Source organism: Saccharospirillum sp. MSK14-1 (genome assembly GCF_003054965.1).
Taxonomy (GTDB): domain Bacteria; phylum Pseudomonadota; class Gammaproteobacteria; order Pseudomonadales; family Natronospirillaceae; genus Saccharospirillum.
Map to the genome: position 1 here is coordinate 832,419 of NZ_MIES01000026.1, position 10,877 is coordinate 843,295.

Consider the following 10,877-nt stretch of genomic DNA (forward strand, 5'->3'; position numbering starts at 1 on the left):
GGTCGAGAACCCATTGAAACAGGATTCGAGCCATGCGCCGGTTCGTCACCATCAAACGCTATTCGGAGCTATCAGGATATACCCAAGAAGCTATTCGCCAGAAGATCAAAAAAGGTGTTTGGCGACTACAAAAACATGTCTATCGCGCACCCGACGGACGACTGATGATCAATGTGGAGGAGGTCGAGAAGTGGATCGTAAGTTGCCAAGAGGCGTGACCGTCCGGGGAAACAGTGTCCAGGTCAGTTTTTCCTATCAGGGCCAGCGGTACCGCGAAACGCTTAGAATGGAACCCAGCACGCCCAACATCAAAGCAGCCGCCCGGCTGCTGGAAGCGGTAAAGCACGACATCGCAATGGGCAAATTTGACTACCTTGATCACTTCCCTAATAGCAAACACGCCATGCGCCTGTCATCCAAGGCCGGCCATCTGATCACGGTCGACAAGCTGCTGAACGACTGGCTCAAGCGAGTCGCCAACCGAGCTGCCTACAGCACGTTGAAGGACTACAGTTCAGCGGTGCGATACCACTTGATACCAAGGTTCGGAGCCATGCGTGTCGCAGAGCTGAAAACCTCACAGATCGAAGACTGGCTCACAGAGCTGCGCTTATCCGGCAAGCGCAAGAACAATATCCTAATCCCGCTGCGCCAGGCATTCGAAGATGCCTTGTTCGAGGGCCTAATCGATAGAAACCCCATGGACCGGGTACGCAGTGCCAAGCAGGTACGTTCTGAGCCAGAGCCATTCACCAAAGCTGAAGCACAAAAGATCATCGAGGCGCTGGAAGGGGTAGAGCGGAACTTCTATCAGTTTGCGTTCTATTCCGGCCTGAGAACGTCAGAACTGATCGCGCTCAGATGGGAGAACGTCGACATCGAGCGAAACGTTGTCCATGTGCGCAGTGCCTGCGTTCGAGGGATTATTAAAGAAACAAAGACGAAATCCGGCTGGCGCAGTGTCGAATTGCTGCCGATGGCGAAGAAGGCGTTGGAGGATCAATTCAAACGGCAGGCCAATTCAGATGGTTTTGTGTTCTTCGACCCCAAGCTATTAAAACGCTGGAAAAATGATCAAGTAGTCAGGAAGCGAGTCTGGATGAAGGCTATTCGGAAGTCAGGCGTTAGATATCGAAAGCCATATCAAACTCGACATTCATATGCATCGTGGTTGTTATCAGGTGGCGAAAACCCCCTCAAAGTCGCTAACCAGATGGGGCATTCAGATTGGGGAATGATTAGAAAAGTTTATGGGAGATGGATTGAGATCTAAATTATGATAAAAATACTTTTTTTATAACTAAAAAGTATTTTAAAGTTGAAGTATATGCTTGAATAGTAACTAATAGTGAATACTATACCGCACCCCCAAATTTAACATCTACAGGAGGCAGTCATGGCAAATGTTCAAGATGTCGCAAACTATCTCCTTTTTCTCGATCAGCAAGAAGCTGATGAAGAAGTTGGTAACATCTCAAATCTGAAGCTTCAGAAGCTTGCTTATTATGCTCAAGGTTTTTTTGCTGCCTTGAACGACGGCAAGCCTCTATTTGAAAGCAGAATTGAAGCTTGGACTCATGGTCCAGTGGTGGTTGAACTGTACCACCAGTATAAGGGCTTTGGTGCTAACCCTATTCCTTTTGATGAAAAGTCCGGATTTGACTTAGCTGATGAAGAAGCTGATTTGATCCAGGAGGTTTTTCAGGTATTTAGTCAGTTCTCTCCGTGGAAGTTGAGGAATATGACCCATGAAGAAAGCCCGTGGCTCAATCATTCTTCTGAAGCCGGTGAGATTCCAGTAGATGAGATGGCTGAATATTTTAAAACTAGGTTGAAATAATTGGCTAAGGGAAGAAAAAATAGAATCCAGACGCCTGCGGCTAATGAAGGGAAGAACGTCCAGGCGAAAGATCCGCCAGATTTTGATAAAAGGCCCCCAAAGTTCTCCCTTGAAAAGTTGCAGGATGGAAAATTCTGTTTCTCCAGTTTATCAAATGAGTGTAAGCGTCAGTTTTCCGAAGCCATGTTTGTTAGGCGTACCATGACATGGTCAGAGATGAGGAGTGCTGGTAGGCATGGGCTTGGTTACGAAAAAATAAGCAAAAGCGCTATACGTGCTCCGATTCCCCCATTTATTACTGAAGAAGTGAGCCAGTTAATTGCCTTTCGATACAATGGTAAGAGGGCTATGGTTGGTTATAGGATTCAGGATATTTTTTACGTGTTGTGGTTTGATTCTAAATTTAAATTGTACGACCACGGTTAGGCACTAAACAGACACATGTTGATCTAACTATCTGAAAGGTAAGAGTTTATGCAAGATTCGATCCCCGCCGCCTCCACCAATCAACAAAAAAGGCCACCCAACGGGTGGCCTTTTTTGTTGATCAGCAGACAGCGAGCGTCGTTCGCTTCACCGCGTCGGGTTCGACAAATTGGCGAGCAGCCGATTTGGACGCCCAAAGGGCGCCCCGTAGGGGTGAGGCCCCGAATGGGCCGAATCCTGCCCGCCGTCGGCCCGAAACCACCTATCGAGCCCATTCCACAAAACCAGTCGGGCTCAACAAACCGACACTGCCGATTTGGACCGCCGAAGGCGCTGGTGTGCCAGCCCAGCCGAAGGGGACGGGGCAAAGCCCCAAGTCCTGCCAGCCGCCGGCCCGAAGCCACCAAACATCCTAACCTACTCAAACCGCCGAATCCGCTCATCCGTTGCCGGATGACTGGACAGATATTCTTCCCAGACCTTGGCGTCTCCCTTACTAGCACCATGGCTTGCCATCATCTTGCGCAAGGCCGAGGCGAAGGCTCGGCGGTTCAGGCCGGCGGCTTGCATCAGTTCCATGGCTGTGGTGTCGGCTTCGCGTTCCATGTCGCGCGAATAGGAAAGCTGAGCCAGAGCATAAGGCGCGGTAACGATGATTTCAGAAAGGGCTTCGCTGTCGCCGGTCATCAGCATGGTGGTTGCGACCAGCGTAGAGGAACTGATGATGCCGCGCATGCCGTGATCGTGTTGAACATGGCCAATTTCGTGTGCGGCGACGGCCAGGAATTCGTCTTCGCTAACCAGCTCTACGAATTGATCGGTGAAGATCAAACTGCCGTCGGGCAAGGCAAAGGCATTGGCGCCTACGCCTTCGCTGTTGTAAAACAGCACGCGTACATTGAGCCCGTTTAACGAGTCGCCAAAATGGTCATCGAACGCTTGGCGAAGTGCTTGCTGGCGTTCTTCACTGAGTGTGGTTGGGGCGAGCCAGCTGCGTTCCATCCACTCCAACGATTCCTTCCCTGCCAGTTCCCGCACTTTGTCCGGCACTAAGGGCGCGGTTGCCTTGGCCATGGCCGGAATGCCATGGCGGTAAGTAGCCCAACCGGTAACCACCACCACAATCAGCAAGCCGAGAATCCACGAGGGCGTGCGTTCCAGTCTTGGCAACCAGAGCATGCGTTTGCTCGGGTGACCAAAGTGACGCAGGGCCATATCAATGAAGTCGTTGTCTCGGGTTTCCAGTTGTCCGATATCGGGCAACATCAGGAAGCGAGGTGCCCGGCCCAGCCGATCACTGACGGTGACCTTATCGAACGAGCACCGGTACTTCCGGCCGAAGGCTTTAAAATTCAGCCAGCCAGCGGCATCGAGCAAAACAGAAACGTCTTGGCTGTCGGCGAAGCCTTCGGGGTAGAAGTGGGCGTTGAAGGTTTGGGTCATTGCAAAAGACTGCCTGGTGGTGCCGACCGCCCGTGGCGGCCAGCAACGGGTTTGTTAGATGCCAAATCCAATATCCACATCGTAAACGTCGCCCAGTTCTTCACCCACCGCCGACATTTCTTTCGCCTGGCTGGCGGCAATGCTGCCGAGGTTACCCGCGTGCAGGAAGGTGAGGGCACTTGCATTCAAGCGCGCCATACGAACCTTGGCCCAGGGAAACAACAAGCCCAAGGTGATCAAGACCATAAAGGAACTGCTGAGGAAGACCCAGATAAAGCGAACTACCGACATATTGGCTTCAAAGCTGTTGCCCTTCAGGTTAACGCCCGGCCAGTACACGTTGAAATTCAATGGTTTGATGATCAGAGGCAGGCTGTAAATGGCCAGATAACCGGCAATAATTACGGGAGCGGCCATGGCACTGAAGCCGATGATGATGCAAGCCATGGCGGCAAAAAATACGGCCACCATGGTCAGCACAATCTTCACATAATCCCCAACCTGGGCGGTAAAGTTGAAGCTTTCGGTGCCATAGGCGTGGTTAGTGACCACGTACCGAGCGGTATAGTGCAGGGCATACGGCATCATGAAGCCCAAGGTAATTGGGCCGAGCATCGGGACCAGAATAAACGCCTTAAAAGCGCCCCAATAGGTGCCTGTGAACCGGAAGCGCACCCCTCGGTAGGCAGAATAGCGAGCATTGAATCGCAGGCCTGCATTGATCAACCAGGGCGTGCCCAGAAAAATCGCCAGCAAGAAAAAGAGCGGCGAAACAAAGATAAGCAACACATAGACGACGATAAACGCCGCCAGCGCAATCAGCCGACCTTTCAGAATTTGGCCGCCCGTGGCTAGGTACTCAAAAGAGGCACCGGCAACGTCGGTATTACCATAGAAGTACCGCTTGTTACGGACCTTCGCCCAGGCGGAATAAATGCCTAAGGTCAGTATTGATAGTGCGATATTAACAATCCAGATGCCGAAGTATTCGGCGCCACTGCCATTGAAGGTAACGGGAATCTGTTCCGGAGTAGATGGGGAATTGACTGGAGCATCGGTGGGGGATTGGCTCGTCATACTGCTTCCTTGTTCGCTATCAGATTGAATCACTACGCAGGCTTTTCGGCCTGTCGATCCTTCATGGAACGATCTTGAACATTACCTCTTTACAAAATCTTGATAAAGCATGAATTCGCCCAATAGCGGACAGATGTGCGCCTGTTCGGGTGGCAATGACGGCTTTGGGGTGGGGCAATATCATGCAACCCAACGGCACCGATAAGTACAACCTGACCCAAAAGATCACGACGGGATGGCAGGGCAAAGTTGAGATTCCTTAATCGCCTCCGAGCACGGTGGCGGCACTTCTTAAAGAGCCTTCCCCCCTAAAAACCACAGCCAGCCGGCAGACAGCGCGAGGGTGAAAACCGGCGCACCAGAAACCCACACCCCATCACAAAAGCCGGCACCCAATTCATAAAGCGGGCGACGGGTTGGCTCGGCGCTGCGTGTTCAGTGACTGCCCGCAATGAAGCAGGCGATGCATCGACCACCGTGGCGAACAAGTGGGTGCGTAAGCGCCAACGCCTCCCTGTGTTTAAAGTTCCATCCTTGTGAATAGCACGAGTCATATCTCTTTAACCTTTAATAACCAATTCGATGAACGCCATCGGTTGCTGCCACCTTTAACAGGGCAAATCTTCATGCGACTTTAGGCCGTTGCAACCGAACCTGGCGAAGCACTCTACAGAGCAAGCGTGTGAAAAATCGTTTGAAAAGCAGGCGTCGAAGTGTCAGGAAATGGCGAAAACCGTGTGAAAAGCGTGGTATTTGATAAAGGTGAGAGGTCAGTCACGGTTCTATTTCGAGTTCCCGCGCAGGAACACCGACCAGAGCAATTCGTGCGGCGCATCTCAAGCCCTTTAAGCCGTGGCCGGTCTCAATTGACAAGCAAAACCGCTCTCCGTTAGATACATCCGTCTCTTTCAGGCGATTGGCTGGGCGACCGATCGGTTGAACGAACGAAATGGCAAAGGTTGCTATCAGGACATCTCACCGGAGTTGTGAGGTGTTCCCCTCATCCAAACAATGGAGTGTTTAAATGACCCATATCCCTTCTACCCAACATCTTGTACCTGTGGAGCAATACGCCCAGCAAAACAACATGACCGCCGACCAGGTTATCCGCAAAATAAAGGCGGGCGACTATGCCGGTGAGCGCATCGGCGACCAATGGCATATCGACCCAAAAACCACCACACACGAAACCCCTGAACCGCAGCAGAAATACATCTTCGCCATCATCATCGCCAACCTGATTTCAGCCGTCGGCTGGGTAGCCTTGGTGGGCGGAATTGTTGCTTTGTGCGTCAGCGTTGCCTCTTATGGCAGTGGCACCTTAGCCTTTATAAAGTTGTTGGTGGTGGCTGTTGCCCCGAGTGTCGGCGCTATTCTCACTGGCATTTTATTCATCGCCTTGGGGCAGGTGATGCGAGCCACATTCGATACCGCCAACTACAACCGCGAAGTACTTCGGCTGTTGCAGCAGCAACGCACAGCTCACCCGCTGGAGTGTTGAAAAGAAACGTCAGCGAAGACCTCCAGCCAGGCGGCGTTTTAGCGCGGGGTGTCGACAGGCTGAACAAGAATAGGATGTGACACCTATTAAAAAGCCACCGAGCGACGGGACACCGCATCGCTCGGTGGCTTTGTTGTAAGCACCACCCCGCCACCCTGTAGCGCCCACATACTCACTCCCAACGACCGCTTTCAATCCGTTCCCCGCCAACCGCTCCTTGTGGATGCACCGACCCACTTGTCCCAACGCGAAAAGCGGACACAAGCGCGCTACCTAGCCTTGAACCACGTCACATAAAAGCGTCATCCTAGCCGAGCTCTACAAACACTCGACAATTCAAACGCTTGGCGTGCTCTGTATCCGGCTGGGCGGTAGCGTGCGGTCTTGATGTGAAAACATGGATAAGAAAGCGAAACGAGAAAAACTGCTTGAACATCAGCTAAAAGCCAAAGGCTATGTTGTTCAGGTAATTAACCGTGGTGAGCAGGTGAAGTACTTTGATGGTGTGTTTTATGTGGAAGGTGAGATTACGCGAAGCGGGCTCGATAGTAATACGGCGGCATGGATAACCGTTCACTGCAATACGCTTTATGTGGCTAACCCTTCGGAACAACGATGGCGAATTATAGAGCCGGTGGAGAGGCAAGAGATTGCAGCGCGTATTAGAGACTGGTTTGTTGAGAGTGGTACGGGTGCAGTTGTGGAATGATAGATTCCGATTGCCATAATGGGGTATTGAATTAAGCAATAAATTAATGTTGAGCTGATATTTTGCTCTTCAAGGAAATATTTATAGGAATATATAGCGCTTTATAAATAATACGGTGTCATACTATTTCATTGTATAGTATTTACGGTTGCATTGGCTGTTAAATATTAATATTTGATGTCATCGTCTAAGTGACCATTGGCTCTTATAGAATGCTGGAAATATTTTCTGGGGCGGCAAGGAAATACCTAATGCACTCTAGAAGAGTAACCTAAAATTGGATGTAGATGATAAATAGGTTTTTAATGAAATTACCAGGCTTCCTAGAAAGTATCGAGATTAAGAAAGTAAAGGCCCCTGCTACACACGATGATAAGAATCTTCCGTTTAATATGCTTGAGCCACGCATTTTTGAGCGGTTTTGTTGTGAGCTTCTTTGGAAGAAATATGAATCTGAACTAAATACAAATATTGTTGATATTCTTCCGATAGGCGTTTCAGGACAAAAACAGTATGGCGCTGATATCTTTGTAAAAGAGAGTGGCGGTTCTTCCAATAAATATGCTTTGTATGAAGTAAAAAGGGTTGGTTCATTTAGTATTGCAGAGTACAAAAAAACTGTATCGAGGTTCTTACATTACTATGAATCTTGGGGGCTTGAAATAACAGAGTTTAATGTTTTTGTGGCTGAAAACATTTCAGCTGATGAAATTATACTTTGGCAACGAGAGGCTAGTGCATTATCGGATAAGTCGATTAATTATAAAATCATTCCCTCTGTGACCCTTGATAGGTGGATAAAAGAATTCCCGGAGTTAGTATATAAATATTTCCACCCGGCTTGGACTCAACTTTTGTATGGAGATGTTGGTTTATGGCACTTGGAAAAATATGGCATTTGGGAGTTTAAAGAACCTACTAGCTGGAATGATTATGTCGAACCTAAGAAAAACCAATATGGAGATATCTTTGAGTTTATAAATGAACATGTGAATATTTATGCATTTTTGCCCTCTTTAGATAATAATAGTGCGAGTTGCAAAGTTGAGTTTAGAAATGGAAGGTTTTCTCATGTGACAATCACACTTAGTCATGAGCAATTGATTCAATCTTTTTTTAGTAGCGTGAACATCCCTATTGATCAATCGAAAAGACCTTTCTTACTCGAAAGACATTTTTCTGATGGTTATTACTGTGATATAGGAAACTGTCGGATAGAGCTTAGTTTCGGTGAAGCAGAAAGCCTTTGTGCTGCATTTGATGTCTTTTGGGAGGAATATAGAAAAAGAGTTAATAATATAGAAGAGGTTTGGAGGTCAAAATTCTTTAATTATCACACAGGTGTAAGCACAGATGTTGCCTTAATCAGGGTAAAGAGATGGCTATGGTCCTTACTTCTTGATTTTGCATATGCTCATGATGCTATTAATAATAATGATGGCGACAGTTGGGCTATATTTGACAGCTGTCCGGGTTACCTAAAGGTCTATACAAAAAGTTCATCCTTAACTATGGATGCTGGCCATCATGCATTCATTAAGCCACACAAGTATGATGGATGGTTTTCTAATTTTAGAAATAGTGATGATGAAGTGGTTTTGGCTTGGCAGCACCCCAGCAAATATTTTTTTGATAATAAAGGGGATAATATTAACCCGAGGGGCTATTGGGATGCTAAAACTACTCACGATTGGTTGATTCACAGTCTTATACCAAAGGCCCTGGAATGGAGAGTGTCATTAAAAAGTAGTAGGGCGGGTGGTTTTTTTGAAAGAATATTCTCATCAAAGAAAAATGCGGGCTTCAATAATTATGTTCCTCAAAACTATGTTGCATCTTTTTATGAGCCTCATATGGTAAGTGACCTAGATAATGTTGAGGATATTGACAGTCTTTTGGCGCTCTTAGAAAGGTTGCAAGGTTTTTTTAACGCAGCACCGGATTACATTTTTGTTGATTTGGATACTTATAAAGGGTTATACATTTCTATTGCTGATGTTTTTTTGAAATCCAATATAAAGAATTATTCATATTTTCATGGGAATTTAAGTTACCTCTCGGCAAGTGATATGCCCACATTAGTTAGATCAATTAATGAGCATGCTGCTGAGTCAGTGGTCGGGTGTGATAATTCATTTCAAATAGATTGTGCTTTGCGTTGCATTTTAGTCGCGTTGCGAGATTATGAAAGCTATCTGAATGGTTATGAAGTTAGGAATATAGTGACCAGATTGCGACCACTGGTTGATGTAATGGAAAATCGTAGGATGTTAAATCGTCAATCAAGGTTTGTTTGATATTGGGCTAATGGTTGGCGCGATGAATAACAATGCATGCTATCTGTTGATTAGATGCTCTTTTCTGCTAAAAACAGTATCGGCTATAAATTTATTTTTCATGTTTTTAGCGATTAGCGGTTGGTCTCAAAAGTGACTTTTGTTAAATATTAATTTTATATTTATCATCAAGGGTTTTAATAGCTAAAGTTACACTATAAAAGTAATTGATTGTTCAGGGATCAGTAATTTATGGAGGAAATTATGAAAAAGTGCATCTGTTTTCTTTTTGTTATTATGCCTGCGCTGTCTTATGCGGATTATTTCAGAGTAGTCATTGGATATGAATGTAACCAAGATGAAGACGAACTCTTAATCTATTATCGCGGCGCCTATAATGAGGAAGGCGACGCGTTGGTTGAAAGTGGCGTTGAGAACCGCTGGTCACCTTGGTCATTTATTGAGTCGATGGAAAGTGATGACCGGATCGGTACGTTAAGTTCGATAGAACGAGTTTGCTCGTTAGCGGGGAAGGATTATCAAATTCGTATTGGGCCTACTCCTGGCAGTATGAGCCTTCAAGGTGCCTGCGGTGTGGCGATGACGGCATGGGTGGAAGTGGCGTTAGACTCGGAAGTGATAGTGCCCAAGCAGGACATGGCTCCTTATTGTCATGACTTAGAAACCCCAACAACCACCGATATTCTTGTGAATGCTGCATCAGGTGATGTTGAAGTTAAAACGGTGACTCATAATGAATTTTATGGGTGGTAGTTGTTAATGTGCCTATCTTGGTGCCTGCTAACTTAAACTAGAGCAGGATGGAAAATCCACTGCTGACAGAGCGCTTGAGCCAGGAACAATAGAGTTCCTGGCACTGATAGGACACTTTTCTGATAATCCAATTTTAATGGAGATTTTTTCGACGACGAGTAAGACTCAAAAAGCCCAACCCCCGGTCAGGCTTTCCCACCTTTCTACCCTGTCTCTCATTCCCACTAATAAATAAACACCACACCCGTATTTTCTTGGCTGTCATCACCTGGGTTGCCATCAAAACGGTGGCGTTGTTCGCGTTCAGGAAGACCTTTTGTTGCCAGTTTTCTGTCCCTCGTTCGAATATATACACCGCACCACAGTCTGTTGGCGAGCCACTGTGTTGGCCGTCGTTGGAGGTACTGTCTTCATTGAGAGCACCAACTAACAATCGATTACCCGCTTGGTTGAGGATGACTGACCCTCCAATCCTCTCCCCTCACGACGTATTACTGGCTTTCAGGTAGTGGCCTTGTTACCGGGTGTCGTTGGTAAGTTCAAAGATATAGATCGCACCGTCGACAGGCGCACCATTATTGGTTGGGTCGGGGGCGTTACTGGTGTGCGGGCCCTGCTGTTCCTGTTTTGCTATGCGTAGCGACCTCCTACTCAATCCCCCCTCTCCCTAATCACTAAAAACGGAATCCGGTGCACCAAAAAGGCGCGTAGACCATTTTTCTCAAAAATCCAGCTCATTTTTTCATTATCTTGCTTTCAATCACTGGTCGATTGAAAAAACGTTCAAATATTGACCGATCAGTTGATAATTCCCATTGCCGTTTTGTGCTG

Annotated in this window: 9 protein-coding genes; 7 read left to right on the forward strand and 2 right to left on the reverse strand. The window is 47.3% G+C overall.

Annotation, left to right across the window (positions count from 1 at the left end; all coding sequences use genetic code 11):
* The first annotated feature begins 32 nt into the window (after positions 1-32).
* The 3 genes from BGP77_RS07835 to BGP77_RS07845 all read left to right on the forward strand — a co-directional run bounded on the left by BGP77_RS07835 (position 33) and on the right by BGP77_RS07845 (position 1,840).
* Positions 33-218: an excisionase gene (locus BGP77_RS07835; RefSeq protein WP_108164149.1), complete on the forward strand. Its 186-nt coding sequence runs from the start codon at positions 33-35 to the stop codon at positions 216-218.
* On the forward strand, positions 191-1,273 hold the full coding sequence (locus BGP77_RS07840; RefSeq protein WP_108164150.1) for a site-specific integrase: 1,083 nt from the start codon (positions 191-193) through the stop codon (positions 1,271-1,273). The genes BGP77_RS07835 and BGP77_RS07840 overlap by 28 nt, the downstream gene beginning before the upstream one ends.
* A 123-nt stretch (positions 1,274-1,396) precedes the next feature.
* Positions 1,397-1,840, forward strand: a complete 444-nt coding sequence (locus BGP77_RS07845) for a Panacea domain-containing protein (protein ID WP_108164151.1) — start codon at positions 1,397-1,399, stop codon at positions 1,838-1,840.
* An 843-nt stretch (positions 1,841-2,683) separates the two neighbouring features.
* On the opposite strand, the gene BGP77_RS07855 is transcribed toward BGP77_RS07845, so the two are convergent.
* On the reverse strand, positions 2,684-3,709 hold the full coding sequence (locus BGP77_RS07855) for a M48 family metallopeptidase (protein ID WP_108164152.1): 1,026 nt from the start codon (positions 3,707-3,709) through the stop codon (positions 2,684-2,686).
* Between the two features lie 54 nt (positions 3,710-3,763).
* The gene (locus BGP77_RS07860; RefSeq protein ID WP_108164153.1) at positions 3,764-4,786 is read right to left on the reverse strand and encodes a YjgN family protein; all 1,023 of its coding nucleotides are present in this window, start codon (positions 4,784-4,786) and stop codon (positions 3,764-3,766) included.
* 1,024 nt (positions 4,787-5,810) lie between these two features.
* Between BGP77_RS07860 and BGP77_RS07865 the strand changes: the two genes are divergently transcribed.
* From BGP77_RS07865 to BGP77_RS07880, 4 genes are all read left to right on the forward strand, one after another.
* Entirely contained in the window at positions 5,811-6,287 is a 477-nt protein-coding gene (locus tag BGP77_RS07865) for a hypothetical protein (protein ID WP_146171215.1), read from the forward strand.
* Positions 6,288-6,684: 397 nt separating this feature from the next.
* Positions 6,685-6,996, forward strand: coding sequence for a hypothetical protein (locus BGP77_RS07870; RefSeq protein WP_108164155.1), 312 nt, complete (start codon positions 6,685-6,687; stop codon positions 6,994-6,996).
* A 305-nt stretch (positions 6,997-7,301) separates the two neighbouring features.
* Positions 7,302-9,293, forward strand: a complete 1,992-nt coding sequence (locus tag BGP77_RS07875) for a hypothetical protein (RefSeq protein ID WP_146171216.1) — start codon at positions 7,302-7,304, stop codon at positions 9,291-9,293.
* Positions 9,294-9,536: 243 nt separating this feature from the next.
* The gene (locus BGP77_RS07880) at positions 9,537-10,046 is read left to right on the forward strand and encodes a hypothetical protein (protein WP_108164157.1); all 510 of its coding nucleotides are present in this window, start codon (positions 9,537-9,539) and stop codon (positions 10,044-10,046) included.
* Positions 10,047-10,877: the final 831 nt, after the last annotated feature.

What these genes read in the sequence shown, in the direction of transcription:
- BGP77_RS07875 (WP_146171216.1), top strand. Translation starts at nt 7,302, where the DNA reads ATGAAATTACCAGGCTTCCTAGAAAGTATCGAGATTAAGAAAGTAAAG.
- BGP77_RS07845 (WP_108164151.1), top strand. Translation starts at nt 1,397, where the DNA reads ATGGCAAATGTTCAAGATGTCGCAAACTATCTCCTTTTTCTCGATCAG.
- BGP77_RS07860 (WP_108164153.1), bottom strand. Translation starts at nt 4,786, where the DNA reads ATGACGAGCCAATCCCCCACCGATGCTCCAGTCAATTCCCCATCTACT.
- BGP77_RS07870 (WP_108164155.1), top strand. Translation starts at nt 6,685, where the DNA reads ATGGATAAGAAAGCGAAACGAGAAAAACTGCTTGAACATCAGCTAAAA.
- BGP77_RS07880 (WP_108164157.1), top strand. Translation starts at nt 9,537, where the DNA reads ATGAAAAAGTGCATCTGTTTTCTTTTTGTTATTATGCCTGCGCTGTCT.
- BGP77_RS07855 (WP_108164152.1), bottom strand. Translation starts at nt 3,709, where the DNA reads ATGACCCAAACCTTCAACGCCCACTTCTACCCCGAAGGCTTCGCCGAC.
- BGP77_RS07865 (WP_146171215.1), top strand. Translation starts at nt 5,811, where the DNA reads ATGACCCATATCCCTTCTACCCAACATCTTGTACCTGTGGAGCAATAC.
- BGP77_RS07835 (WP_108164149.1), top strand. Translation starts at nt 33, where the DNA reads ATGCGCCGGTTCGTCACCATCAAACGCTATTCGGAGCTATCAGGATAT.